The 25228-nt window shown below is 62.0% G+C and carries 24 protein-coding genes and 1 pseudogene; 9 read left to right on the top strand and 16 right to left on the bottom strand.

Annotated elements, in window-relative coordinates; all coding sequences use genetic code 11:
* Positions 1–2: 2 nt before the first annotated feature.
* The 8 genes and pseudogenes from ACTJKM_RS17820 to ACTJKM_RS17855 form a co-directional block, all read left to right on the top strand.
* Positions 3–428, top strand: coding sequence for a hypothetical protein (locus ACTJKM_RS17820; RefSeq protein ID WP_440660699.1), 426 nt, complete (start codon positions 3–5; stop codon positions 426–428).
* 62 nt (positions 429–490) lie between these two features.
* Complete coding sequence (locus ACTJKM_RS17825; protein WP_058329176.1) at positions 491–1486, top strand: LacI family DNA-binding transcriptional regulator; 996 nt, start codon at positions 491–493, stop codon at positions 1484–1486.
* Positions 1487–1537: 51 nt separating this feature from the next.
* Positions 1538–2830: an ABC transporter substrate-binding protein gene (locus ACTJKM_RS17830; protein WP_440660712.1), complete on the top strand. Its 1293-nt coding sequence runs from the start codon at positions 1538–1540 to the stop codon at positions 2828–2830.
* A 72-nt stretch (positions 2831–2902) separates the two neighbouring features.
* Complete coding sequence (locus ACTJKM_RS17835) at positions 2903–3835, top strand: carbohydrate ABC transporter permease (protein WP_058329177.1); 933 nt, start codon at positions 2903–2905, stop codon at positions 3833–3835.
* The gene (locus ACTJKM_RS17840; RefSeq protein WP_440638866.1) at positions 3828–4721 is read left to right on the top strand and encodes a carbohydrate ABC transporter permease; all 894 of its coding nucleotides are present in this window, start codon (positions 3828–3830) and stop codon (positions 4719–4721) included. Before ACTJKM_RS17835 ends, ACTJKM_RS17840 begins: the two co-directional genes overlap by 8 nt.
* 2 nt (positions 4722–4723) lie before the next feature.
* Positions 4724–6430: a GH32 C-terminal domain-containing protein gene (locus ACTJKM_RS17845; RefSeq protein ID WP_440660701.1), complete on the top strand. Its 1707-nt coding sequence runs from the start codon at positions 4724–4726 to the stop codon at positions 6428–6430.
* Positions 6431–6442: 12 nt separating this feature from the next.
* Positions 6443–7489 carry an ABC transporter ATP-binding protein gene (locus tag ACTJKM_RS17850; protein ID WP_058329180.1) on the top strand — a complete coding sequence of 349 codons (1047 nt, stop codon included), beginning with the start codon at positions 6443–6445 and terminating at the stop codon, positions 7487–7489.
* Between the two features lie 755 nt (positions 7490–8244).
* Positions 8245–8424: pseudogene (locus ACTJKM_RS17855) on the top strand (helix-turn-helix domain-containing protein); the annotation flags it as partial.
* Positions 8425–8674: 250 nt separating this feature from the next.
* Here ACTJKM_RS17855 and ACTJKM_RS17860 read toward each other — a convergent pair.
* Positions 8675–9373, bottom strand: a complete 699-nt coding sequence (locus ACTJKM_RS17860) for a TetR/AcrR family transcriptional regulator (RefSeq protein ID WP_058328013.1) — start codon at positions 9371–9373, stop codon at positions 8675–8677.
* A 192-nt stretch (positions 9374–9565) separates the two neighbouring features.
* Between ACTJKM_RS17860 and ACTJKM_RS17865 the strand changes: the two genes are divergently transcribed.
* Positions 9566–10048: a RidA family protein gene (locus ACTJKM_RS17865; RefSeq protein WP_058327981.1), complete on the top strand. Its 483-nt coding sequence runs from the start codon at positions 9566–9568 to the stop codon at positions 10046–10048.
* 122 nt (positions 10049–10170) lie between these two features.
* Here the strand turns inward: ACTJKM_RS17865 and ACTJKM_RS17870 are convergent, their stop codons facing one another.
* The 15 genes from ACTJKM_RS17870 to ACTJKM_RS17940 all read right to left on the bottom strand — a co-directional run bounded on the left by ACTJKM_RS17870 (position 10171) and on the right by ACTJKM_RS17940 (position 25227).
* On the bottom strand, positions 10171–11529 hold the full coding sequence (locus ACTJKM_RS17870; protein ID WP_440638873.1) for an MATE family efflux transporter: 1359 nt from the start codon (positions 11527–11529) through the stop codon (positions 10171–10173).
* Positions 11530–12108 carry a peroxidase-related enzyme gene (locus ACTJKM_RS17875; protein ID WP_058327982.1) on the bottom strand — a complete coding sequence of 193 codons (579 nt, stop codon included), beginning with the start codon at positions 12106–12108 and terminating at the stop codon, positions 11530–11532.
* A 1-nt stretch (position 12109) separates the two neighbouring features.
* The gene (locus tag ACTJKM_RS17880) at positions 12110–12616 is read right to left on the bottom strand and encodes a CMD domain-containing protein (RefSeq protein ID WP_058327983.1); all 507 of its coding nucleotides are present in this window, start codon (positions 12614–12616) and stop codon (positions 12110–12112) included.
* A 33-nt stretch (positions 12617–12649) separates the two neighbouring features.
* The gene (locus ACTJKM_RS17885; RefSeq protein WP_058327984.1) at positions 12650–14122 is read right to left on the bottom strand and encodes an NAD(P)-binding domain-containing protein; all 1473 of its coding nucleotides are present in this window, start codon (positions 14120–14122) and stop codon (positions 12650–12652) included.
* A 13-nt stretch (positions 14123–14135) separates the two neighbouring features.
* The gene (locus ACTJKM_RS17890) at positions 14136–15206 is read right to left on the bottom strand and encodes an ABC transporter ATP-binding protein (protein ID WP_058327985.1); all 1071 of its coding nucleotides are present in this window, start codon (positions 15204–15206) and stop codon (positions 14136–14138) included.
* A gap of 5 nt (positions 15207–15211) precedes the next feature.
* Positions 15212–16003 carry an ABC transporter permease gene (locus ACTJKM_RS17895; RefSeq protein WP_058327986.1) on the bottom strand — a complete coding sequence of 264 codons (792 nt, stop codon included), beginning with the start codon at positions 16001–16003 and terminating at the stop codon, positions 15212–15214.
* Positions 16004–16013: 10 nt separating this feature from the next.
* Positions 16014–16994, bottom strand: a complete 981-nt coding sequence (locus tag ACTJKM_RS17900; protein ID WP_058327987.1) for an ABC transporter permease — start codon at positions 16992–16994, stop codon at positions 16014–16016.
* Between the two features lie 76 nt (positions 16995–17070).
* Entirely contained in the window at positions 17071–18171 is a 1101-nt protein-coding gene (locus ACTJKM_RS17905; protein ID WP_058327988.1) for an extracellular solute-binding protein, read from the bottom strand.
* 23 nt (positions 18172–18194) lie between these two features.
* Entirely contained in the window at positions 18195–19229 is a 1035-nt protein-coding gene (locus ACTJKM_RS17910; protein ID WP_082663582.1) for a LysR family transcriptional regulator, read from the bottom strand.
* A gap of 741 nt (positions 19230–19970) precedes the next feature.
* Complete coding sequence (locus ACTJKM_RS17915; RefSeq protein WP_058327989.1) at positions 19971–21023, bottom strand: alpha/beta hydrolase family protein; 1053 nt, start codon at positions 21021–21023, stop codon at positions 19971–19973.
* A gap of 164 nt (positions 21024–21187) precedes the next feature.
* Positions 21188–21520, bottom strand: coding sequence for a cupin domain-containing protein (locus tag ACTJKM_RS17920; RefSeq protein WP_057251147.1), 333 nt, complete (start codon positions 21518–21520; stop codon positions 21188–21190).
* Between the two features lie 10 nt (positions 21521–21530).
* Positions 21531–22535, bottom strand: a complete 1005-nt coding sequence (locus ACTJKM_RS17925) for a quinone oxidoreductase family protein (protein ID WP_058327990.1) — start codon at positions 22533–22535, stop codon at positions 21531–21533.
* A 27-nt stretch (positions 22536–22562) separates the two neighbouring features.
* On the bottom strand, positions 22563–23441 hold the full coding sequence (locus ACTJKM_RS17930) for a 3-keto-5-aminohexanoate cleavage protein (protein WP_058327991.1): 879 nt from the start codon (positions 23439–23441) through the stop codon (positions 22563–22565).
* A 39-nt stretch (positions 23442–23480) separates the two neighbouring features.
* Positions 23481–24422 carry a dioxygenase family protein gene (locus ACTJKM_RS17935; protein ID WP_082641173.1) on the bottom strand — a complete coding sequence of 314 codons (942 nt, stop codon included), beginning with the start codon at positions 24420–24422 and terminating at the stop codon, positions 23481–23483.
* A 19-nt stretch (positions 24423–24441) separates the two neighbouring features.
* Complete coding sequence (locus ACTJKM_RS17940) at positions 24442–25227, bottom strand: glutathione S-transferase family protein (protein ID WP_058328014.1); 786 nt, start codon at positions 25225–25227, stop codon at positions 24442–24444.
* Between the last annotated feature and the right edge of the window lies 1 nt (position 25228).

A 25228-nucleotide genomic window follows, 5' to 3' on the forward strand; every position in this document is an offset into this window, starting at 1 on the left:
CGATGACATCGACGATAGTTGTGCTTGCTCTTGCAGGCATGGCGTTCACATGGCTGAAAGTGCTCGCGCGGTTTCAGTTGGCTCTTTCCGCCGCCGCTTGGATGCTCCGGGCCATCACCAATGCCGCGCATAGGCGGGGGAACGCCTGGTTCGCCTTCATTGCTGCCTTTTTGATCAGCCTGATTTTTTTCCAGAGTGCGCACGCGCAATCGTCTGGTTGCAGTGCGATCAACGCAACGTGGGGGAGCGGCGTTTCCCTCTCGAATACAAGCGAGTTGTGGCAGGCTCGCCTTAGCGTCCTCGCCGGCGAAAAAGTCACATACAGGGTTACTTCATCTGGCACTGTGAATTCGAACAGCGCAGGCTTCGCGATTTACAAGAACGCTGGCGTTAATATGTCTGACGGCACTTCATTTGAAGCCGGGTGACCGCTTGACAATGGGGCCGAGTTTGAATTATTGGGTAATCGATAACCCAACAAGGGACCAACGTGACAATCTCCCTTTCTGACATCGCGGAGCGTGCGGGCGTCTCAGTGAAGACGGTCTCCGGCGCATTGCACGGCGGCTCCGCTCGAATGTCGGAGGAGACCCGTCAGAAGGTCAAGGCGATTGCGGAGGAGCTCGGCTATGTAACGAACCTGGCCGCGCGCGGCGTGCGTCAGGGCTGGCTTCCGCTGGTCGGCGTCGTGTCCGATGGGCTGATCACCTCGCCCTTCGCCACCGAAATCGTCCGAGGACTCGATGGGGCTGCGCGCAGCGCCGGCATGGCCGTCTTCGCTATCAACCACAGCAGCGGACAGTCGATTGGCTCGGTGCTCGACGAAGTGCAGCAGTTCCGGCCGCGCGCCGTTGCCTACGCCGCCATGTATCACAAGGACGTCGATCTGCCGCCAACGCTGGCCGGTTCCGTCGGGGTCATGATCAACTGCCGCGAGGCCTCTGGCCGTGTCACGTCGCTGGTCCCGGACGAAGAGGGCGGGGCACGTGAGATCGTGCGTTACCTGCTGGCCGCCGGCCGGCGTCGTATTGCCTTCATCAACTTGCCGGGCATTCTGGCCGGCTCCTTGCGCGAGAAGGGCTTTCGCGCGGCGCTGGAGGAGGCAGGCGTCGATCCGCTCGGCGTGTTTCCGGCCGTGCGCCGCAGCGTTTACAGCGATCGCGCGCCAAGCCTTGTCGCATCCCATGTGGAGGCACTTCTTTCCGGTCAGCGGCCGGACGCCATCCTGTGCGGCAACGACCGGGTGGCGATGGAAGTCTATGCGGCGCTTGCGCGTGCCGGCCTTCGCATCCCGGACGACATTGCGGTGGCAAGTTTCGACAATCAGGTCGAGCTTGCCTCGCGGCTGGATCCGCCCTTGACGACGATGGCCCTGCCGCACCGCGCGATGGGCCGCCTTGCCATGGAGATCCTGCTCGCCGGGCAACCTGAGCCGCCGCATCTGCGGCAGCTGCCCTTCCATCTGGTTGAGCGGGCATCCGTCTGAATTCAGTTTTATGATCGCATTCAACAGGAGGAGAAAACAATGACTGCGCACTTGGGTAATCGTTTACGCAATACACTCTGCGCCGCCACGGCGCTCTTGGGGAGCGCCGGTATTGCCGACGCAAAAACCGTCATTCATGTCATGCACCAGGGCGATCCGGGCTGGGTGAAGGCCTATGGCGATGTCGCCAAGCGCTTCGAGGACGCCAATCCTGATGTCGACATCGAACTGATCTACGCGCCGCACGACGCCTATAACGAGAAGTTCAGCGCCGCCGTCATGGCCAAGCAGTTGCCGGACGTAATGGAACTCGACGCACCGTTCCTCGCCAACTACGTCTGGTCCGGATACCTGCAGCCGATCAAGCCGCTCGTCGATAAGGATGTCCTCGACGACATGACCGGCTCGAACATCGCCCAGGGCACCTATCCGATCGACAAGGACCTCTATGCGATCGGCCTCACCGACTCCTCGGTCGTCCTCTACGGCAACAAGAAATATCTCGAAGCCATCGGCGCACGCATTCCGAAATCCGTCGACGACGCCTGGACCCGCGAGGAATTCGAAGGATATCTCGAAAAGCTCTCCAAGCTCGAAGGCGTGAAGTGGCCGATCGACACCTTCCGCGGCTACGGCATCAAGACCGAGTGGATCACCTATGCCTATGGCCCGCTGCTCGAAAGTGCTGGCTGTGATCTGATCGATCGCAAGGCGTGGAAGGCGAGCGGTACGCTCGACAGCGAAGCCTGCGTCAAAGCGCTCACGATGATGCAGACGTGGGTAAAGAACGGCTGGGTCGTTCCGACCTCGTCGGGTACCAACCAGTTCTATGCCGAAGGCCAGCCGGCAGCACTCGCCATGGGCGGGCACTGGTTCTATGCGGAAGCCGCCGCCGCGATGAAGGACAATATCGTCGTCATGCCGCTGCCAAAGATCGGTAAGAAGGGCGTCAGCCCGAACGGCACCTGGATCTGGGGCATCTCGGCGACCTCCGAAAATCCTGAGGCCGCGGGCAAGTTCCTGAGCTTCCTTCTGAAGGACAAGGACTATCGCGACTACGCCAAGACCCAGTCGGCCTATCCGGGACTGAAGAGCTTTGCAGCGGAATCCCCGCTCTACGCTGAAGGCGGACCGCTTGCTGTCGCCTTCGAACAGGCCTCGAAGTCCGCGGTCGCCCGTCCGCCGCACCCGGCCTATCCGACGATTACCTCGGCCTTCATGCAGGCGGTCGACAAGATCTTCAATGGCGGCGACGCACAGGAAGCCCTGACTGCCGCCGCCAGGAAGATCGACCAAGACATTGAGGACAACGCCGGCTATCCGCCGTTCGACGAACAGCAGTAAGGCGTTATCGCAGGGCCGTCACTCTGACCGGCCCTGCGCCATCTCGGGAGGATGAGCGATGAGGAGGAGACCATGACTTTGCAACAGACGTCTGCGCCGGCCATTCCGCGCGCCGGCAGGCGACGTGACCGGCAGCGATTTTGGCAGGAAGTCGCGATGATCGCGCCCGCCGTGCTGCTGCTCGCCATCTTCCTGATCACGCCGTTCCTTCTGTCCTTCTGGACGGCGATGACCAACCAGCCGCTCGTACCGCGCCCGACGCCGGTGCGCTTCGTCGGCCTCTTGAACTTTCAGCGCGTCTTTACCGATCCGCTGTTCTGGACGTCGCTGTGGAACGTCACGCGCTTCACGGTCTGGGTGCTCCCGGTCCAGTGCGGTCTGGCCTTCCTGACGGCGCTGCTGCTCCACCAGAAGCTGCCGATGCGCAATCTTCTGCGCGGCATGTTCTTCCTGCCGGCGATCACCTCCATGGTTGTCGTCTGCGTGATCTGGGGCACGCTGTTTCAGTATCCAAGCGGTCCGCTCAATCAGATCGTCGGCTTCTTGTCCGCTGGAATGATCCAGCCGATCGATTGGCTCGGCGACCCGAACTGGGCGATGTTCTCGATCGTGTTGCTGTCGGCCTGGCAGGCCTATGGCTTCCAGATGATCATCTACCTTGCCGGCCTGCAGGGCATTCCGGAAGAGCTTTACGACGCCGCCCGCATCGATGGGGCAAGCGCGCTGCGCCGCTTCTGGCACGTGACCATGCCTGGCCTGCGTCCCACCCATGTCTTCGTGCTGGTCATTACGACGATCCAGGCTTTCAAGCTCTACACCCAAGTAGCAATCCTCACCCAGGGCGGGCCCAAGGAAAGCACGGAGACCGTGGTGCACTACATGGTGCGCGCCGGTTTCGAGGAACAGAAGCTCGGATATGCCTCTGCCGTCTCCGTCATTCTCTTCGTCATCGTTCTTCTGATCGCGCTTCTCCAGCGCAAACTCCTGAGGCGCTTCGATGTCTGATCTCGTGCTCAACCAGCCCGCCCCGCTGGCCATATCCCGGGGCAACAGCAAGACGGGCCTGCGCGCCGTCCAGACCGTCTGCATCTTCATTGTTGCTCTGGTGATGATTTCGCCACTCTTCATGCTGCTCATTGCCAGCCTCAAGGACGACCGCTTCCGCATCCTTGCGGACATGGGCAGCTTCCGTGCCTTCTGGGTGAGCGACCCGACGCTCTCGAACTACAGGGAGATCGCCAATTTCTCCGGCGAGCTTGCCTATGGCCGCTACCTGTTCAATTCGCTGGTGATCCTCGTCGTCACCGTCGTGTCGGGGCTGATCATCAACTCCATGGCAGGCTTTGTGCTCGCCTGGGGCTCGCTGCGCGGCAAGGCGGTCCTGCTTGCGCTCGTCGTTGCGCTCTATGTCATCCCGCAGGAAAGCATCATCATGCCGCTCGTCGTCATGATGTCGCGGGCAGGGCTGACGGACACCTTTGCCGTCCAGATCCTGCCCTGGGTAGCAAGCCCGCTCTATGTCTTCCTCTTCTACCAGTTCTTCGCGCAACTGCCGAAGGAACTCTATGAAGCGGCGGAAATGGACGGGGCCTCGCCCTTTCGCATCTACCGTTCGATCTACATGCCGCTCAGCCTGCCGGCGCTCGCAACGGTGTCGATCCTCATGGGGATCGAGAGCTGGAACCAGTATCTCTGGCCGACACTCGTAACGCAGACCGACCATGCAAGGCCGATCTCGGTCGCAATTGCCACCTTCTTTGGACAGGACAGCATCTACTGGGACCGCGCCATGGCCGCGTCCGTCCTGATGATGATCCCCGTCCTCATTCTCTACCTCGCCTTCCAGCGCTGGTTCGTAAGCTCGTTCGTCGGCTCCGCCGTGAAAGGTTGACTATGACTTCCCAAACAAAACCCGCGAGCCCCGCGCTTGAAATCATTGAGGCCGCGTTTGCCGCAGGCACGGTGCTGCATCTCTGGATCAAGGCGCGCGAAACTGGCGGCAAGGCGAAGCTCTTCGTGAGTGTCGAGCGCAATGACATCGCCGATCCGTCCACGCGCCGCGCCGAGGAGTTCGAATTCTTCGCAGTGACGCTCGGGACCGGTGGCCACACTGTACTTGCCTATGATGCGGAAACGACCGCGCTCTCGGTGGTCTACGCATTCCAGCCACAGACGGTGCTGGAGGAGGGGATCCGCGTGTTGCACCACGACATGCGTACCGCACCGCCTCAGGTGCCGGCCGGCTACCACTTCCGGCCGCCCTTCGGCTGGATGAACGACCCGAACGGTTTCGGCCGTTTCGCCGGCCGCGGCCATCTCTTCTACCAGCACTATCCGCACGGTCTGCGCTGGAACACCATGCATTGGGGACACGCCGTCTCGACAGATCTGATCCACTGGACGCACCTGCCGATGTTCCTCTTTCCGGCGGATCATCTGTCCGAAAAGGACGACGGCCGCGGCGGCGCCTTTTCCGGCTCGGCCATCCCCATTTCCGGACCTGAGGGGGAGGAGATCCGCGTCTTCTATACCGAACACGTTCGCGATCGGCAGCCGGAAGAGCAGATCCAGCTCTCCGCCCTCAGCCGCGACGGCATCGTCGCCGGTGCATCCGAGGTGGTTCTGCCGGTCCGTCCGGAAGGCTTGAACCTCACCACCGACTTCCGGGATCCCTATGTCTTCCGGGGCCCGGACGGCCGCTGGAAGATGCTGCTCGGCAGCCGCGACAGGTCGGGCGGCGTCGTTCTGCTATATGAGACGACGGATCGACAGGGTGCCGCCGGCTGGACCTTTCTCGGCATCATTCATCGCGAGGACCGTTTTGGTATGACCGCAGCGGAATGCCCCTGCATTGTGCCGCTCGGTGGGAAGGCGGACGATCCGGATACCCGTTGGGCGCTGATCTTCGGCCTGCTGACCAGCCGCGATCCCGCAACCGGCCGGCGTAACCTGACGTCGGTTACCGTCGGCCGCTTTGACGGCCGCAAATTCCTGGCCGAGTTCGAGCAGGAGCTGGATTTCGGTTCCGACGCCTATGCCTTCCAGGCTTTCGTCGACGGCGACGAGCCGGTCGGCATCGCTTGGCTCGCCAACTGGACGGACTTTTCCAAGAAAGACGACTTCCCGACCGCAATGACGCTGCCGCGTCGCGTGCTTCTCGACGGAGATGCCGTTCTGACGCCGCCGAGCGTCGCCGCGGAGAGCCTCCGCCACATGCTGCTCGACGAAGCGGCGCTCGCTGCCGGCGAGACGGTTCCGCTTGAAAGCGGCGCGGTCGAGATCGTGCTCTTGCTGCCCGAGCCCGGCGCTGCGTTTGAACTCGCCTTCGACCACCCGGACGTCAAGCTCGGCGTGAAGCTTGATGGCGACGGCCTGGCGATCCTCTTTGATGCCGGCACAGGCAAAGAGCCGCCGCGATACCTCGCATCCGGCGCAAAGCCTTCGGAGCTGCGCATCTTTCTCGACGCAGGTTCCATCGAGGTGTTCGCCGACAACGGCCGCTGGACCGGCACCAAGCGCATTCCGGGTTTTTCCGCCGCTCGTTCGGCGACGCTAACCGGTGCCGCCGCCAGTGCAAAAATCTGGCAACTCAAGCTTTAAGGGAGGAAGACAATGGCATCGGTAACGATCGATCGCGTTTTGAAGCAATATGGGGCAGCCTCCGTCATCCACGGCGTTTCCGTGAATATCGAGGATGGCGAGTTCGTCACGCTCGTCGGCCCGTCCGGCTGCGGCAAGTCCACGCTTCTGCGTATGCTGGCGGGGCTGGAGGACATCAGCGGCGGCGAGATCCGCATCGACGGGCGCATCGTCAACGAGGTGGCGCCGAAGGAGCGGGACATCGCCATGGTGTTCCAGAGCTACGCACTCTATCCGCACATGACGGTCGCCGAGAACATGGGCTTTGCCCTGAAACTGCAGGGCCGCGACAGGGCGACGATCGACCGGCTTGTTAGGGAAGCCGCCGGTATTCTGGCGCTGGAACCGCTGCTCGATCGCTTGCCGAAGCAGCTCTCCGGTGGCCAGCGCCAGCGCGTGGCCATGGGGCGCGCAATTGTCCGCCATCCGAAGGTGTTCCTGTTCGATGAGCCGCTGTCCAATCTCGATGCCAAGCTGCGCGTGACGATGCGCAGCGAAATCAAGGAATTGCACCAGCGACTCGGTACCACCATCGTCTACGTCACGCACGACCAGATCGAGGCTATGACCATGGCCGATAAGATCGTCGTCATGCGCGCTGGCCGCATCGAGCAGATCGGCAAACCGCTCGACCTCTACGACCGCCCAGATAACACCTTCGTCGCAACCTTCATCGGCTCGCCTGCGATGAACCTTTTTGAAGGCGACATCGGCGACGGCGGCTTCCGTATCGAGGGCGGGCTTTCCCTGCCACTACCGGGGTTCCTGGGCGGCAAAGAAGCCCGAACCTACGGCATCCGCCCGGAAGACCTCGAGCTTGCGGAAAAGGGCATTCCAGCAACGGTCCTGACGGTTGAGCCGACAGGCGCTGAAACCCATCTTTCGGTGCGCGTCGGCACGCAGACGGCCGCTATCGTTCTGCATCGACGCGCGGACCTTCGCCCTGAACAGCAGGTCCACCTCGCGCCAAAAGGAGAGAAGATTCACCTCTTCTCTGCAGGAGGCGCCAGGATTAACTGAAACGGCATTCATGTCGCGAGAGGCCGTTGACCCATTCGGGCAGAGACATCTCATCCGCCAAGCTCCTTTGGAGCGTATAAGGAGGCCGAGATCGATGCGGCGGTGGACGTTGGTTCGGAACATTGCTCCGTTCCAATGGCCCGTGTGACGTCACCAGAGGACCGACGATACCTCGACGAACAACCCGTCGACCACCTGGTTCAGTGTGCCGGTAATGACCTCTAGCTCTACGTAGGTAGCGAGGACTACCGCTGCCAGCATGGACAAAGCCGATCCGATTTCGATCGCTGGCATGCGTTCGCGAGGAAGGGATATCGTAGCGCTCTCAGGAGTGGCGACGAACGGGTGATCGGCATCATGCCGGTTGTCGTTGGCTGCGCGAAGGAGACGAGACGGGCGAAAACGCTTATGTCCGCTCTTATCGCATATGCTGAGGTATCTTTCGCAGGGTGAAGTGGGCATCGGAAACGTCCATGACCGAACCAGAGTTGGGTTACATTGTAGGCGACTGAACTGCATCGACCGTTCCCAGGGTAACTGTTGCGCTGAGGTTTGCGTCGCGCACGCGTTTCGCGGGAGGCCGGGTCAAGCGCGGCAAGGCAAGGATCAGCCGCAATCCATGTTTTCCGGCATATCCGATAGTTCCATAATGTATATTATGTGACATGCCTGTGTAGCCGCAAAGTTAAAGTGTCCTGTTTCTGCAAAGTAAGAATGTCACTCTCCCCGGGTTTTGCTGACCTGGGAGATTGCGGATGGGATTGATTGCGATGAGCGAACGCGATCTGCAGCGGATTGAGGTTTTGTCGAAAGTGATCGCCGGACGCATGACGTTGGCGTCGGCGGCGCATGTCCTGGGCTTAAGCGCGCGCCAGGTGCGTCGTCTGCTGGTTCGGATCAGCACTGGCGGTGCAGCGTCGATCCGGCACAAGGCATCTGCCACGACGCATCGCGTACGCCTGACACGCGCCGGATCCCGCACAGCGAACTCCTGAAAGCATGGCCTGCTTGGTCCGCGGTCGCAGATGCCTTTCCGGAAAGAAGCACTCAGTTCGACCGCCATCGGGTTCTTTGGCAAAGTCTTAGTGAGCACCGGCAAATTACCGTGCGCACCAGTCCAAATTCTTCAGTGTTTTCAATAGTCTAACGGCAAGATGTGGGTGCGCGTAACACTCGCGAGCGTCCTCACTGTTTCGGGGTCAGCCCATCGAGCAGGAAATCGAGGCCCTTCCTGAAGGTGCCGTCCCAATCGTTGTCCAGCAACAGCCGCGAGCGCTCGATCGTCGGATAGCGTTCGCTGAGCTGCGTAAGGCGCTGCTGCGCGGCCGCCTTGTCTTCGTCCGATCGGTCGAAGCTCGCGAGCGTGACAGTGGCGCCCAGGACATGGTTCCAAAGCGACCAGATTGTCACGTTCAGCTCTGCGTCTGCGACACCGGCTCTGGACAAGGTCGTGCCGAGCAGTTCCAGGCGGCCGAGGACGTTTGCGCCAAGTGCCCGGCTCGGCAATAGCGATGCCGACCAAGGATGACGCAGCATGCTGGCGCGCCAGTCTTCGAGCATATGGACGACTTCTGTACGCCAGTCCTTGGACTCGCCAGTTTGCCAAGGGCCGCGATATTCGAGCACCGAATCGAGCGCGAGATCGAAGACATCCTCCTTTGTGTCGACGTGCCAATAGAGGCTCATCACCCCCGATCCGCAGCGCTCGGCCAACCGACGCATCGTCAACCCGCCGACGCCCTCAGCGTCCAGCAGTTCCACAGCGGTCGCTACGATACGTTCCAGAGAAAGCGAGCCGTCACTGCGCGGTTCCTGCCCGGGTTGGCGTTTCACATTCGCGCGTTGCGATCGTTTCGTCCGCGTGCCGCTACTTTTGGCCGCCATTCCGTCTTCCTCGTCAATCAGTCCATCGAATTTGGCCGGAAACACGATGAATGTCGACCCTCACCCGTTGACTCGTACGCGGTACGATGCAAATAAATCGTACAGCGTACGAGTCATACATCAAGGATCGGACTCATGGTCAAATCATGCCGGCGCGAGAGCCGTGCTCATGGCGTTCGGAGCGAGAAAATGATGTCACGCACAGTCAAGCATGTGCTTATCGGAGGGCTAATCATCATGAATATCGGAATCCCCAGTGCGGCAACGGCGAATGAGAGCAAGCTGACCATCGTCAATCCCAAGACCCTCTACGACCCCACGCCGAACGGCTATAGCACCGCGGTGGTCACGCCCCCCGGTGCCCGGGTGGCCTGCATTTCCGGACAGGGCGGCCAAGACGGCACGGGTGCTTTATCACCCGACTTCGCCGTTCAGGTTAAGCAGGCCTATGCGAATTTGCGCGCGGCCCTCGATGCGCTCGGCGCCCGCCCGGATCAGGTCGCCAAGCTCACGATCTTCGTGGTTGACCACGACATGTCAAAGCTTGGCGTGTTGACCGAGAACGTCAAGGAAATGTTCGGCACGGCGCTGCCGGCACAGACTCTGGTTCCCGTTCCCAAGCTTGCAATCGATCCTATGCTGTTCGAGGTCGAAGCCGTCGTCGTTCTGCAGTAGGAATGCGCGGACAAGGTCCGCGAGAAATTGTCTATAGAGCATCGCTTCCGGCGGGGCGTGAGATGCAACCCGCACCACTGGACTTGCGCCCTGCCCTGGAACGACGCACCCGGGCGACGCAATCAGCCAGGCGCTACCGTTCCTGTCTGAAACGTACGGTCGGCCAGCCGCGGCAGCATCAGCCGAAAGGCCACGCTGCGGGCACTTTGGAACAGGATCAGCGCGATCCATAGTCCGTCATTGCCGAAGACAGGCTGCAGGACCGCCCAGGCTGCAAAGTAGATGACCAGCGACGCCACCATCAGGTTTCGCATCTGTCGCGACCAGGTGGCGCCAATGTAGACGCCGTCCATCTGAAAGGCGACGATGCCGAAGATTGGAAGTGCTGCGACATAGGGCAAATAGCCATGCGCGAGGGCGGACACGCTCTCCGTTGGGGCGGTGATGCCGATCACCCAGTCCCCGGCGGCAAGCAGCGCGAGTGCCACAAGGCCGGCGAAGACGAAGCCCCACAATGTCGTCAGTCCGACCGCACGATCGAAGGCCGGCCGGTAGCGTGCGCCGACGGCGCGGCCGGCAAGCTGCTCCGCCGCTGTTGCCACCCCGTCGAGAAAAGCGACGCCGAAGAAATAGAAGCGTAGAAGGATCGTATTCGCCGCAAGAATTTCGATACCGAGCATGCCGCTCTGGCGCGTGAAGAAGGACAGGCCGATCAGAAGCGCGAAGGAGCGGATCATCATGTCGCCATTGACCGAAAAGGCACGACGGAAAGCGGCAAGGTTCGGCAGGTTCCATGCGGTTCGGTCGGTCTTCGCCCAGACGAGATAAAGTCCAGCCAGCGCCGTAACCGCCTCGGCCACCAGCGAGGCGGCAGCAACACCCGCCACGCCCCAGCCGAGGCCCAGGGCCCAGTAGATGCTCAACCCGGCATTCAGCCCGTTCAGCAGAGTTTGCAGGATCATGCCCCAGAGCGCGTCGCCACGTCCGATGATCCAGCCGAAGACCACGAAATTGAACAGCACGAAGGGCGCCGACCAGACACGCCAGGCGAAATAGGTGTCCGCCGCCTCGGCGACCTTCCCTTCCGCTCCCATCGCGGCAAGGCCAAGCGCGCCGATCGGCTTCTGCAGCGCGAGCAGCGCCAACCCCGCGACGAGCGCAATAATGAGACCGCTGGCGAGCATACGCTGCTCTTCGCGCCGGTCACCCGCCCCTAGCGCCTGCGCGGTGAAACCTGTGGTCGCACCGCGCAGGAAGTTGAAGGTGACAAAGATGACGTCGAAAATGACGGTGGAAAGCGCCACGCCCCCGATCAGCGCCTCGTCGCGCAACTGACCAATGACGCCGGTCGCGACGAGCCCGACGAGTGGGCTCGACAAATAGGCGATCATCATCGGCAACGCGATGCGGAGCACGTCGCGATGGGCGATGTCGAAGGGGCGGACTGTAAGGCCCGCCTTGTCGGAAGGCGCGTGTCCCACTCAATCCAGCCGGTGCGGTTCGCCGAGCGTATGCATCAGCCGGTTGGCCCAGCCGAAGATCGCGACCGCATGAATGAGATCGAGGATCTGGAGTTCGTCGAGGCCGATATCGCGCAAATGGTAGAACTGGTAGGCGCCGACATTGTCGGGATGGGCCGTCAGGTCGACGCCGAAATTGAACAGCGCCTGCTCGAAATCCGGCAAGTTCGCGTCGAGGCCGCGGTCATAGATTTCGTCCACCACCTCCGGCCGCTTTTCGAGCTGGATGTAGCGCGCCGCGTGGACGGACGCGCAATAGATGCAGCGATTGACGAAGGAGGCGGCGAGCGCTCCGATCTCCCGCCCGCCGCGGGAGAGCCCGCCCTCGCTATACATGATGTCGTTGAAGAGCGGCGTGCGCTCCTTCAAGGTTTCCGGCTCGTTGGCGAGCACCAGGACATAGTCCGAGATCTTCTTGTTGGATGGCGTGATCTTCAGCGCATCGATCTGTTCGACCGTCGCCGTTTCGACATCGACCGGCTTGACGTAGGGCTTCCAGTCAAGCGCCTCGACAGTGAATTCGTGTACGGGTTGCGACATCTCAGTTGTCCCTCAGCATTTTGAGGCCGGCCACCACCAGCACCTGATAGTTCACGAAAGCGATGAGGCCGGCGAGCGCAACGATGTCCCGGTCGTCGAGCCCTGCGGCGGTGAGCTTTTCGATGTTGGCGCGCGTCGCCTCCTTCGGCGAAAGCGTGACAAGATCGACATGGGCGAGGATCGCAACAAGGCGCGTATCCGCACCTTCGGCCCCGTTGCCTGGACTGGCGATCGACACCAGGGCGGAGCCCCCCTCCTCGCTCTCGAGCAATTCCCGGAAATGCGCGGAAAGCTCATGCGACTTCCAGAGTGCCGCCATGCGTGCAGCAAGCGCAGCCCTCAGCGCATAGGAGAAATTGCGTGGTTCGGCGGGACGCAGGGCCGCCTGATAGCTCGTCTGGCTCAGGTGCTTCAGCTTTGCCCGCTGTTCGCGCAGCGCCTGAAGGTCGGGGAAGCGATCAAGGCCGAGTACGGTATCGATCACGTCATTTGTCGATGGAGCGGTCATTGGCTTTTCCAGTCGTCTGAAATTCGGAGGGGTTCATGCCGTCTTCTGTGCCGGCGTTGGCGCATCGGCATCGACCCATTCGGTCCCGTCGAGTTCCGGCTTCTCGTAGGCGATGAGCGCTTCCCAATGGTAATCAACGTCACGAATGAAGAGCGAGGCGGCAACACCGCGCGCCAACCACAGGGCGCCCTCGCTAATGGCAGGGATATCGCCGCTGACCTTGCCGACGCTGACGGATGCGCCGTAGTTGAAGCAATGGATATCCATCAGCCAGGGTGCTGCACCCGGCTCCTTTTCGGTGAAGGAGAAGTCTCCGTTCAGCCAGGGGAAGCGCCCAAGTCCGGGATTCTCCTCCCCTGCCGGCGGCGTATAGCGGTGCTCCCAGCAGGCGATCTGGTCCTGATAGGGCGCTAGCTCGCCGCGGCTCGAGGGATCGATCGTGAAACCCGTGCCGAGAATGACGAAATCGGTGCGGAAGATGCGGCCGCTGGTGGTGGTGATGACGACTTCACCGCCCTCCTCCTTCATCGACCGGATACCGCAGTCGAAGTGGAAATAGGCGTTCGCATGCCGGCTGACGCGCAGCGTCGAGTTGTGCGGCGCCGGCGTCTGCTGCTTGGCCGCATAGTCCATCAGGCGCCAGCGCCATTCCGGTGAAATCTCGGCAAAACCTGCGGTGACCCCGTAGGAGCCGATGCCCATCAGCTTGTTGACCGTCGGCATCTCCTTGCGCCGGGCGAGAAGGCGCACCTCCCCTGCCCCCTGCTCCAACGCCTCTGCCGCATTGTCGACCGCCGAAGCGCCGACGCCGATGACGACGACGCGTTTGCCCTTCAGTCGATCGAAGTCGATGTCGTCGGCCGAATGCGCCCAGGAGGTATGCCGCTCCATGCCCTTGACGAAGTCGGGAATGGTCGGTTCACCCAGGCCGTCGCGGCCAGTGGCCATCACCAATTTGCGGGTGACGATCGCAGGCTTTGCCCCACCGGCAATTTCAAGATCCAGCAGCCCGTCGGCGCGCGGCACGACGCGGGTGACGTGCGTGTCATTCTCGACCGGAATGTCCATGACATCGCGATACCAGCGGAGGTAATCCATCCACATCGGGCGCGGGATCCGGAACAATTCCTCCCATTCCGCTTCGCCATGGAGTGCCGTGAACCAGGCACGGAAGCTGAGCGAGGCAACCCCGAGCGCCGGGCCAAGAAGGATCTTCGGCGAGCGCAGCGTTTCCATGCGTGCATAGGTAACCCATGGCCCCTCATAGCCTTTCGGCGCGCGATCGACGACGCGAAGATTGGCGATGCCGGCGCGCGTCAGGGCATGCCAGGCGACAAGCCCGCACATGCCGCCACCAATGACGACCACATCGCTCACTGGCTCGCCAGCCGAGGTGGTGACGGGCTTCGACCAATTGGCTGGCGGGTAGTTGAGATAGCTGAGATCCTGCCTTACCCGCGCGTTCAGCTCCGCAAGCCGTTGCTGTTGTTGTAGATTGTTGATCATTCCGGTCTCCAGTTCAATTCGCCAGCAGGACGGCGTCCCGGTCGCGCCAGCCCACCCACACGTCGTCACCCTCGATATGCGAAAGCGCCACGGGATCGATCTGGACCAGCAGGCTGCTGCCGTTTTCGAGAGCGACGGTCAGCGTGGTGTGCGCGCCCTTGAAGACACGCTGATCGACGCGTCCCTTGAGCGCCGGCCGTCCCTCGGGCTTGCTCGACAGGCAGTAAAGCGCCTCCGGCCGAAGCGCCAACGTGGCGCGTTCACCGGGCATCGGCGACGTCCCGTTCACGTCCGCGTGCACGACATTGCCGCGCCATTCGACAGCAGCGATTCCGTCCGAAACAGAGACGACGGCACCCTCGAGGAAATTGCTCTGGCCGATGAAATCCGCGACAAAGCGGCTGCGGGGCCGGGCATAGAGCTCATCGGGGCCGCCCATCTGCTCGATCCTGCCCTTGTTCATCACGACGATGACATCGGACATGGTCAGCGCCTCCTCCTGGTCGTGGGTGACGAAGATGAAGGTCTTGCCGGTCTTCTGCTGGATCGATTTCAGCTCGATCTGCATCTGCTGGCGCAGTTTCGCATCGAGCGCCGAAAGCGGCTCGTCGAGCAAGAGCACGTTCGGATCGGGCGCCAGCGCCCGCATCAGGGCCACGCGCTGGCGCTGTCCCCCGGAGAGCTGGGCGGGCATCCGCTCGGCATGGTCCTGGAGCGAGACGAGGGAGAGAAGCTCGGTGACCCGTTTGTGGATCGCCGCATGCTCCATCCCCTTCAATTCCAGGCCGAAGGCGATGTTGCGGCCGACCGTCAGGTGCGGGAAAAGCGCGTAGTCCTGGAAGACGATATTGACGTTGCGCTTGTTGGGAGGCAGGTGCGTGATTGGCTTGCCTTCGAGATAGATCTCCCCTGAGGTCGGGCTATCGAAACCGCCGAGCATGCGCAGCGTCGTCGACTTGCCGCAGCCGGACGGGCCGAGCAGCGTGACGAACTGGCCCGGCTCTATCGCCAGGTCGAGATCGTCGACGGCGGTAAGGGCCCCATAGGATTTGTTGACGTTCTTGAAATGGACGACAGGCTGCATTCGCGTCAGCTCCTGGAACGGCGGGTGAAATGCTCGGCATAGATGCCGATGCCGGTGGTGACGACGAGAACGATCGTTGCCATGGCGTTAATCTCCGGCGACATGCCCCCTTGCACCTTGGCGAAGATCAGCATGGGCAATGTCGGCTGGTAGCCGCCGAGGAAAAAGGTGCGGACGAAGTCGTCGATGCTGGTCAGGACGCAGAAGATCATGCCGCCGAAGAGCGCCGGCATCAGATAGGGGATGGTGACGCGCAGGAAGGCGATGAAGGGATCGGCTCCGAGATCGCGCGCCGCGTCGACGAGATTGGCCGGCATCGAACGCAGCCGGGTCAGCACCATGATGACGACGAAGGGCACCGCGTGAACCGCATGCGCGAGGATGATCGCGAAGGTTCCGGTCGGAATGTCGACGGTGCGGATGAATATGCGCATGGAAATGGCGTTGATCAGTCCCGGCACGACCGCAGGCAGACAGGCGAGCGCGAAGATGACCGCCTTGCCCCAGATGTTTTCCGCCGAAACGAGGAGCGCGATCCAGACGCCGATGATCGTCGCCGAGATGGTGGTGGCGAGCGCAATGCCGATCGAATAGAGCGAGGCTTCGAGGAACTGCTTGTCCTGAACCACCTTGCTGTACCAGGAGAGCGTCCAGTTGCCGATCGGGAAGGCGATGAAGTTCGCATCCTTGAAGCTCATCGCCATCATCAGCGCCAGCGGCAGCACCAGATAGACGGCGAAGATCCAGTAGGAAGCGCCGAGCGCGGTCTTGGGAAGGTCTTTGAAATAGGTTCGCATCAGCCCGCCCTCACATCAACCGGACGGAGCGGCCGCCGACCACCCGCATGAAAAGCCCGACGGTCGTCAACGACACCACCAGCATGATCATCGAGAACGCAGCGCCCTCCGGCCATTTGTCGTTCGACCCGTGGAACAGCGTCGCGATAACCTCGGGGAAAATGACTGAATTCGGGCCGCCCAGCAGCAGCGGCGCGGCGAAGACGCCGACGGCGGTCAGATAGACGAGGCTGCAACCGGAGACGATGCCGTCTTTCGAGAGCGGCAGGATGACCCGGCGGAACCGTTGGAAAGGCCCGGCGCCGAGATCGGCCGCCGCCTGGATCAACGGCGTCGGTATCTTCTCGATCGCCGAATAGAGCGGCAGGAGCATGTAGAGCGCCAGCAGGTAGATGACGCCGAAGCTCAGCGAAAAGAAGGTGTAGAGCATCGGGATCGGCCGGTCGATGAAGCCGAATTCCCGCAGGAGCACGTTCAGAGCCCCTCGATTGGCAAGCAGCATGATGACCGAGAAGGTACGGATCAGCTCGCCGGCCCAGAAGGGAATGAGCAACAGCAACAATGCTCGCATCCGGTTCTTCGGCTGCACCACCTTAGCGACGTAGTAGGCGACGGGATAGACGATCACCAGCGTCGAGATCGTGACCACGGCGGCAAAGACCAGGCTACGGACGAAGGGCACGAAATAGAGCCGGTCGGAAAAGAAAAGCCCGTAATTTGCGAGCGTGTACTCGCTGCTCTTGTCGGGTTGCGGCGGATAGTTGGCGAGAAGGCTGATATTGGCCATCTGCAGGATCGGCCCGATGTGCAGCATGGCGATCCAAACAAGCGGCACGCCCGCAAGCACGGCGAGACGCACGCGTCGGCTGTCGACGAGAAGCCCGATCGTGTTGCGATAGAGTCCCGAACTCGCCGCCCTGCCGATCCATCCGGCGTAGCGCGGTGCCGTCGGCAAACCCACGGATCGCGGTTGCGTTGTCGTATCCAGCATTCTTTTGTTCCCGGCTCTGGAAGAGTCCATTTTTATGGGTGACCGGCCGGAAGACCGGTCACCCAGAAGGCCGCAGTCAGGCTGCCTTGATCTCCGCAGCGGCCTTGTCGATCATGTCGTTCTTCATGTCGCGGTTGATCGAGCTGAAGAACTGGATGCGTTCGACCTGCTCGGGTGGCAGCGACAGGGCCGCGCGCTCCTTGTCGTTCAGCACCTTATCGACCCCGTCGAAGGCCGAAGAGAAGCCGGACTGACGGGTCATCGCCGCGCCGATTTCCGGCGAGGACAGGATCGCATCAAGGAAGGTGTAGGCGGCGTCCGCGTTCGGCGCGTTGTTGACGACGTTGAACGAATAGAGGAAGCCGAAGGTCCCTTCCTTGGGCACCGAGATCTCGATCGGATGGCCGTCCATGACGAGCTTGGCGGCCGGCCCGGACCAGGCCTGCGCCAGATAGATGTCCTCGTTGACGAACATCTGCTGCAGCTCGGAGCCCGCATCGTAGTATTTGCGCACCTTGTCCTTGTGTTGGATCAGGAAGTCACGAGCCTGGTTCGTAGCGGCCTGCGCCACATCAGGCTTGTCGCCATAGGTCACATAGTCACCGTCATTGCCCTGGTAGCGCATGACGATGGACAGGAAGTCGCTGACGATGTACGACGTCAGGTTCTTGTTCTCGTCGTCGAACATGATGCCCCAGCTATCGGAGGCCTTGGCGTATTCCGTATTGCGTACGAGACCCTCAAAACCTGCGAGCAGCGGCACGCCGAAGGTTTTGCCGTCGACGGTGAGCTGCGGCGCACCCTTATAGGCGGCGGCAAGCTTGTCCCAGTTCTTGAGCCGCGCGGTGTCGAGGGACGCCAGCAGGTTGGACTTCATGAACTGAGACAGGCGGTGGCCGGTAACGGTCACGATGTCCGTGGAAGGCGTGGCACCTTCGGCGGTCAGCAGGTTGTACTGCTTTCCCTGGTCGTCGGTCAGCCGGATGCGGACCTCGATGCCCGTATCCTTCTGGAACTGGTCGATGAAGGACTGCGGTACGAATTTGTCATAGGTCGTGATGTTGACGACCTTGCTCTCAGCAAAGGCGGGACGGATGATCGATGGCGCGGCCAATATGCCTGCGCCGGTCGCCAGCAGTTTCAAAGTCGAGCGGCGGGTTACGTGCAAATTTTTCATGTCGTTCTCCTCATTTTACGAGCTCAGTTTTCGTTCTCGGGCGTGTCGAGCTTTTGCTCCCCTTTATTTCGCTGCCGGTTGTCCGACAGCGTGCCATCGCCGGCATTTCGGCCGGCGAAGGTCTTTTCGGCGATGCGCGCCATCTGTCGCGGATCGTGGACGGTGAAATCCGGCATGCGCTCCGATGCGATCCGCGCGATGCGTTGAACCAGTTCCTGGACGCCGGCCGAGAGCGGGCGCGAGGCCGCCGACAGGATCGCCCAAAGGAAGGGAATCTCGACATCAAGCAGGCGAACTGCGACGGGCGCCGATTGCAGGCCATAGGCCGTCGCTGGCTCGATGATCGCGACGCCAAGCCCGAGCGATGCGATCTGCACGGCATTGTTGGCCGCATTGGTGGCGATGACGCGATTGGGCCGCACGTTGGCCGCCTCCAGTGCTTCATCGACACGGCGGCGCAAACGAAACGGATTGGCCATGGTTATGAGGGTGCGTCCGGCGAGGTCCGCGATCGAAATCACGTCCTTCGCAGCCAGAGGATCATGCGGCGCTACCGCGGCCACGCAGCGCCCCTCGAAAAACCCCTGCACTTCCAGCCCCGGCTGATCGGCCGGCAGAGAGGTCACGCAGAAATCCGCAGTGCGCGCGAGCACCGACTGCACGGCCGCTTCCGCCGGCATGCTGCGAAGCTGGATTGTGTGCGGCAGAAAATGCTCGGGTAGTTCCGCAAGCGCGATCGGGATGATGCCACTCGCAAAAGCCGGCGTTGCGGCGATCTCGATCGGCTCGGGTTCCTTGCCGGCAATCGCCTTGGCTCGATTGCGCAGGTGGCCGATGCCGCTAAGAAAGCGTTCGGCATCTTCGTGGAAGGCAATCCCCTTGTCGGTCGGGGAGATCTTGGGACCATTTCGCTCGAACAGCGCAAATCCAAGCGACGTTTCCAGATCCTGAATAAGCCGCGTCACCTGCGACTGCGATCGGTCAAGCATGCGGGCGGCGCCGGTGATGCTGCCTGTCGACATGACTGCGAGAAAGGCCTCGAGATCGCGAACTTCCATGGATTATCATGCGCTCCATGCATTGTGACTGACTCATACTGCATAAAACGCATTCTATGCGCTAGTGACAAAAGACAAGTTTTCTATGTTGGAGCCGTTCGGAGAAAGTCCGACCAGCCGGCTCCTAACGGGATACATCGGCTGTCAGTTCGTCTCAAAGACCGTGAGGGTCGGCCTTCGAGCCCAACTGAAGCGGATTGCAGGGAGGGGGTTGCGTATCGGAATTCTCGACGCGGACGCGGGCGGGATCGCTTTTTGCACGACGGCTTTTCCTCGCCAAGGCCGCTCGTCAGCCGGTACTATGGTCGCCATCCGGAGCACGTACGCGGCTCTGCCGCACTTGAACTCCGGGCAGCCGGCCATTATCAGTTCGCACAGCTCCTTCGGTGCGCTCTATCTGCCGCGGCGGCTGGCACGGAGGGCAAAGCTTGCCCATCAACGTCTGGGGCATGACGCTTCTGACCGGCCGTCATCAAGCTGACCAGCCTTCTCGGTCGCATCGTCGGCCAACCGGTATGGTTGCTCGAGGCCAGCCTGTTCTCGGCGGCGATGGGCCGCGATCTCGTGAGCGACAACGGCCTTTTGCCCAACCTTGCGCTCGACAAGCTTTCGCCGACGGCACTGATTGCGCTTTGTGAGGAATGGCCGTCCGCGAGAGGCTGCTATGCAAACGGCGTTGACTCTTGCCCGTGACCTCGGTCGGGCCAAGCGAGACGGCCGCGCTAGTGGGCCTAGCGGCTGTTACCGGCTCAAACGCTCCGCCACCCAATCGGCGACGAGCGGGCGATACAGCCAAGGGATGTTGTTGCAGACGTGATTGCCCTCCTCGAATATTTGTAGCTCGGCTCCACGAGAGCAGATGTCGGCACACTTCGCCGCTTCGGAGGGTGGGAAGATCCTGTCACGGCCGCCGTGAAGAATGAGAGCCGGCACAGTTGGCGGAGCGCAGCCCCTAAGCGTAAAGCAATCCGCGCGCTCGCGGACGTCCTCGCCGCCAAGTGAGAAGCGCATGTTGTCTCGATAGACTTGCGGCAGTTCGCCCCAGAACCCGCCGAGATCGAAGAAGCCGTTGATGGAGACGATGCCAGCCGCTGTCGGCACCGACGCAGCCGCGCGCAGGGCGAGAAAGCCGCCGAAGGCCATGCCGACGAGGGCGACCTTTCCCGAAAGTCTCGGATGCGCCTCTACCGATGTGATTGCCGCCTGAACGGCCGGACCAATATCCGGGCGCAACGCTCCCATCGAACGCCCCTCGCCCTGCCCGGGTCCGTCGAAAATCATGGTGGCAACACCGCGGGCATGGAAATGCCGCTCGAATGCCGGGAACTCCTCCTTGGTCGAGTCCGAGCCGGGAATGATCAGCGCCAGCGGATAGCGGCTTTCTCCCTTCGGGACCCGCAGGGACGCCTGCAGGACCCCGCCTTCGAACGGTACGGCGATCATATCGGCCGGCGGATCGAGCAAGGGAGCGGCGAGGCGGTAGAGTTCCACCTTCCGAGCGGCTGCCCTCGCCTTGGCTTCAAGGTCCTCGAACGCCATGAACTGTCCGAAATGATAGAAAAGGCTTGCGCGGGCATAGGCCTCGCCCGCTGTTAAGTGGCGACCGACAGCAAGAGCCATATCGCCGAGTTCGGCCTGACGCTCGCCCTCTTCGCTCCACGTCGAAAGCCACTTTGGCCATACTCCGGCGCGCTCGATCACCGCGCGCGCCGTCACCGACGGTATCCCGGCAACCTCCATGCGCGGGAGCCAGTGCTCGACGACGTTGGCCAACCGGTTTTCACTCTGCACCATGCACGTCCTCCCGTATGCTGACACCTTCATCGAGCCGACGTCACCGATCACCATTGCTCCCGGCGCGATACAAAATCGACCGTCGCTGGGGATGCGTGGCTCACGCACCCCAGCCTGTACCGACCCGATGACCCATCAAAGCTCCCCACTCCTCGGCGACGCGCTCAGGTCGGCATGGCGAGAAGGATGGACGCCGGCGCATTGGTGCGGTTGACGAGCGCGCGCGCCTCGCCGGGTGCCAGCCGGCAACTGTCGAGAAAGCCCAGTGTGGCGCTCTCGGTGCCGGTTTCGACCGTTACCTCGCCCGCAACGACGATGTAGATCTTTTCGACCGTGGCGTCTTTCAGCGACGTATGGCCACCAGGCAGGAGGTGCGACAGGCCGATCCAGATCGTATCGGTCGTCGTAGCCTCCTTTCCCTGAAGCCGCAGACAATGCATGCCGTAATGCTCTGCCGCCTCGTATGGCTTGGCGCCGCCATAGCGTGTCACCTGCATCGCCCGCTCCTTAAGGCACCAGCAGCACGCGCTCGGGCGTGCCGCGCAACACCGAAGCATAGGCCTTGGCGGCATCGGAGAGGCCGTAGACGGTCGCCGGATTGATCGGGAACGGCTTCAGCTTGCCCTCTTCGAACTTCGGCTTGAGCTTGTCGAAGATGCGGGCGCCCTCGACGGAAGACAGTGCCAGCGTGTCGATGCCGATATATTTGTGGCGGCCTCGGAAGAAGTTGAAGATATCGAAAGGCACTGCGCGATCGAAGGTGGAGATGAACACCTGTCGAGCCTGCTTTGCCATCGCGTTGTTGGCGATTTCGAAATAGGGGCTGCCGACCGTGTTGAAGACGATGTCGGCGCCGTGGCCGCCAGTCTTCTCGCGCACGATCGCGGCGACATCATCCTTGGCGCTGTTCAGCATCTCGACGGGCGCGTTGGTATGCGCCAGCAGCGGCTGCTCGTTGTATTCGACCGCAAAGACCTTGGCCCCCGCCATGGTCGCCAGTTGGATGGCCGCCTGCCCCACCTTGCCATTGCCTCCGCAGACGAGCACGACATCCGTCGGCTGCACGCCGCCGGCTTCGCGCAGGCCCTCATAGGCGGTGATGAAGGGCACGCCGATCGAGCCTGCTTCCTGCATCGTGAAATTCGCGGGTTTGGCACGCACGGCCTTCTGATCGAGCACCATCCATTTGGCGTGGCTGCCGTCCTGGGTGATGCCGAGCTCGCCGCCGCCACCCCAGATCTCCATGCCGATCATCGACGACGGACCTTCGCGCACGATGCCGCCGAAATCGCGACCGGGCGTGCGAGGCCAGACGGCGTGCGGCATGTGTCCGAGGGATGCTTTCACGTCGCTGGGGTTTACTCCTGCCGCCATGATCTCCACCAGCACCTGGCCCGGTCCCGGTCGCGGGACCGCAACGTCGACGACGTCGATCTTGAGATTGTCGAGATCGGGGGATTTTTCCGTCACCCTCAATGCCCGGGCGATCTTGGCGTCCACCTGAATGTTCATTGTATGCCTCCTTGCAGATATCAATGCTTATGCGCGCAGTCCGAGGATCTCACGGGCCTGGGAAGGCTCGGCGATCCTTCCGCCGAGCTTCTCGATCAGGTCTCTTGCCCGTTCGACCAGTTCGCCATTGCCTTTGGCGAGCACGCCCTTGGCGATGTAGGAGTTGTCCTCCAGGCCAACGCGGACGTGACCGCCGAGCAGATAGGCCTGGACGGCCATCGGGAACGACATTCGACCAACCCCGAACCCGGTCCAGACGGCGTCGCCGGGCAGCATTCGGGCGGCGGTCGCCATGACGTCGGTGGTCGACGGGAAGCCGTACTTGACGCCGGTCACGATCGTGAACATCGCCGGCGACTTCAGCACGCCCGCTTTCAAAAGGTCCTGTGCGAGCTGGATATGCCCGGTATCGAAGACCTCGAGCTCCGGCTTGGAACCCGCGTCGTTGATGATGTCGGCCATGATCTTGACGCTGGCCGGCGTGTTGATCACGACTTCCGACCCGAAGGTCATAGTGTTGAGATCGAGCGTGGCGATGTCCGGTTTCAGCGCGACAATGTGCTCGACCCGCTTTTCCGGCCGCATCAGCGTGGTCCGTGGTCCGGCGATCGCTGGGTTCTCATCGCTCGGGTGGTAGCGCCCGCCGGGGCCGGTCGTCACGTTGAGGATCAGCGCAGTGTTCTTCGCCCGTATGCGCTCGACGACCTCGCGGTAGTATCCAAGCTCCATGGAGGGCTTCGCCGTAACCGGGTCCCGCACGTGAATATGCGCGATCGCCGCACCGGCATCGGCCGCCTCCAGGCAGGAATTGGCGATCTCCTCGGGCGTGACGGGAAGTGCGGGGGTGTTCTCCCGGGTCGTGAGGTTGCCCGTGACCGCACAGGTAATGATGACGTTCTGCTGCATCACTGGCTCCCCTTCCCATGGAGTGATCTATTTGATCCGTCAGCCATGATGCGCCACCTTCTTTCCGGAGATCGGAGGCTCCGGCAGGATCGATTGGCCCTCCACCAGTTTGAAGTGATAGTTGCAGCTGTAGAATGGCGCCTGGGCGCCCGGAAATTCGGAGTCCGGGCTGTCGTGCCGGAAGAATTTCCCGACAATCTGCTGTTTCGCGCCGAAAACAACGTCGGTTACCAGGGCTTCGTGACTGTCGGAAAAGATCTGGGTGACGAGCGTCTTGTAGCCGGGTGCCGAGACGATGAAGTGGATGTGGGCCGGACGCATCGGCGCCCGCTTCTGTGCCCGCAGGAGGTCGCCGACCGGCCCATCGGTTGGAACCGGATAGCCTGCCGGTTTCACGGACACGAAATGAAAGTTTCCATCGCTATCCGTCGTGAACCGGCCGCGAAGGTTGAAGTCGTCCTGCGTCTCGTCCTGGTTCTCGTAGAGCCCGACCGGGGACGCCTGCCAGACGTCGAGGCTCGCCCCCTCGACGGGCCGACCGGCGGGACCCGTCACACGACCCGTGAAATAGAGCTTCGGCCCAGGCGTATCGGAGCGCGCGATGCAGTCGCCGTTCACACATTTCGGCGCGCCACCGCGATAGAATGGCCCGAGAAGCGCCGACAGCGTCTCGCCCTGCATGCCGTCGTTGTTGATCAGATCGATCAGCGTCGATGCGCCGAGCACGTCGGCGGCAAGCACCGTTTCGTTGTGCGCTTCGTTGGTCGCCTGTCCGAGCGCCGTGATCCAGCGCAGGGCGTATTCGAACTCCGCCTCCGTCGGACGCGTCTCCAGCAGAAATGCATGCAGATGGCTGACCATCGCATCCATGAGCTGTTTGAGCCGCGGATCGTCTCCGTGCGACATGGCGGCAAGCACCGTCGGCGTGACGTCAGTTTCCTTCGAGATCAGTTTTACTTCGGGGCTGATATGGCTGTTCATCCCTGTTCTCCTTTCCGCGTCACTGGCCTGACTGGGAGACCCGAAGTTCGGGCTTCGCCGACCTCAGGTGCGGGTATTTTTCGGTCAGCAGCGACCCGTAGTAGTAGGTCTCGGTGAAGGCGTCGGTTGCGCGGATGGCGTCGAGCCAACGCTGGATCGCCGGCGCCTCCGTCCACATCGACGAGAGACCGATGTCCTCCATCCGCACGATCACCGGCATGACCGCGATGTCTGCCAGCGTCATCTCATCGCCCATGATCCACGGTCCGCCATTGTCGGAGAGCCAGCTCGCCATGCGCTGAACACCGCGTTGCAGGCGGCCAAGTGCTTCGTTCATTTCCTGCTCCGGGAAGCCGGTGCGCCCCATCTTCATCAGGAACTCGCGACGAAGCGGCTTTGCGTCACAGACCGCCTGGAACTCCTCCGCCGTCATCGCCTGGTAGTGCGGCAGGAAGGCAAGGTTGTAGGAAGGCACCCGGATCGCAGGTGTCGGTACTTCGTCGATGAAGCGCATCATCGCCCGCATCTTCGCCGCTCCGAAGGCGTCCCGTGGTCGAAACGCACCTGGGAGAATGTCCTCGAGATACTCCATGATGACGGCGGAGTCGGTGACCGCACGGCCCTGGTGAACGAGCGAAGGCACGACCCCGTTCGGATTGATGGTGAGGTATTCGGGTTTCAGCTGATCGCCGGTGAAGAGATCGAGCTTGTGCTCCTCGAAGGCGAGGCCCTTCGCGTGCAGAACGTATCGCACCCGTTGGCTGCACGTCGATTGAGGAGCGTTGTAGAGAATGAAGTCCTGCATG

Source organism: Ensifer sp. 22460 (assembly GCF_052044935.1).
Classification (GTDB): Bacteria; Pseudomonadota; Alphaproteobacteria; order Rhizobiales; family Rhizobiaceae; genus Ensifer.